This is a genomic window from Salinimicrobium oceani (genome assembly GCF_012037645.1).
Map to the genome: position 1 here is coordinate 1 of NZ_JAAVJR010000158.1, position 677 is coordinate 677.

Genomic DNA, 677 nt, shown 5'->3' on the forward strand with positions numbered 1-677 from the left:
TCTCCAGCTGAAGGGTCACTTTTTTAAACAGCGGTGCTCCTATCACGTATTGATCTGAAGCCGGAGTCACCGGATAAAATCCAAGTGCCGAAAAAACATACCACGCAGAGGTTTGTCCGTTATCTTCGTCTCCTATATATCCATCGGGAGTTGGAGAGTACATCCTGCTAAGGGTTTCCCGCACCCAATATTGAGCTTTCCATGGCTCTCCTGCATAGTTGTACAAATAGATCATATGCTGGATCGGCTGATTCCCGTGAGCATATTGGCCCATATTGGCAATTTGCATCTCTCTTATTTCATGAATTACCTGCCCGTAGTAACTTTCGTCGAACTTTGGAGGAAGGGAAAAGACTTTATCAAGTTGAGCTACGAATTCTTCATTCCCGCCCATGCGATCGATAAGTCCCTGTACATCATGAAAAACAGACCAGGAGTAGTGCCAGCTGTTGCCCTCTGTAAAAGCATCACCCCATTTAAAAGGGTTAAAAGGTGCCATGAACTCTCCGTTTTTATTTTTCCCTCGCATCAATTGAGTTTCAGGATCATATAATTTTTGATAGTTAAGGCTACGCTTCCTGTACAGATCGATTTCTTTCTGAGGCCTCTCAAGGGCTTTGGCAAGTTGGTAAATTGCGAAGTCGTCATAAGCATACTCCAGGGTTCTTGCTGCATTT

Annotated in this window: 1 protein-coding gene; it reads right to left on the minus strand. The window is 44.2% G+C overall.

Annotated elements, in window-relative coordinates; genetic code table 11:
- The coding region (locus HC175_RS16000; RefSeq protein ID WP_168139408.1) for a GH92 family glycosyl hydrolase at nucleotides 1–677 on the minus strand (677 nt) is incomplete at both ends.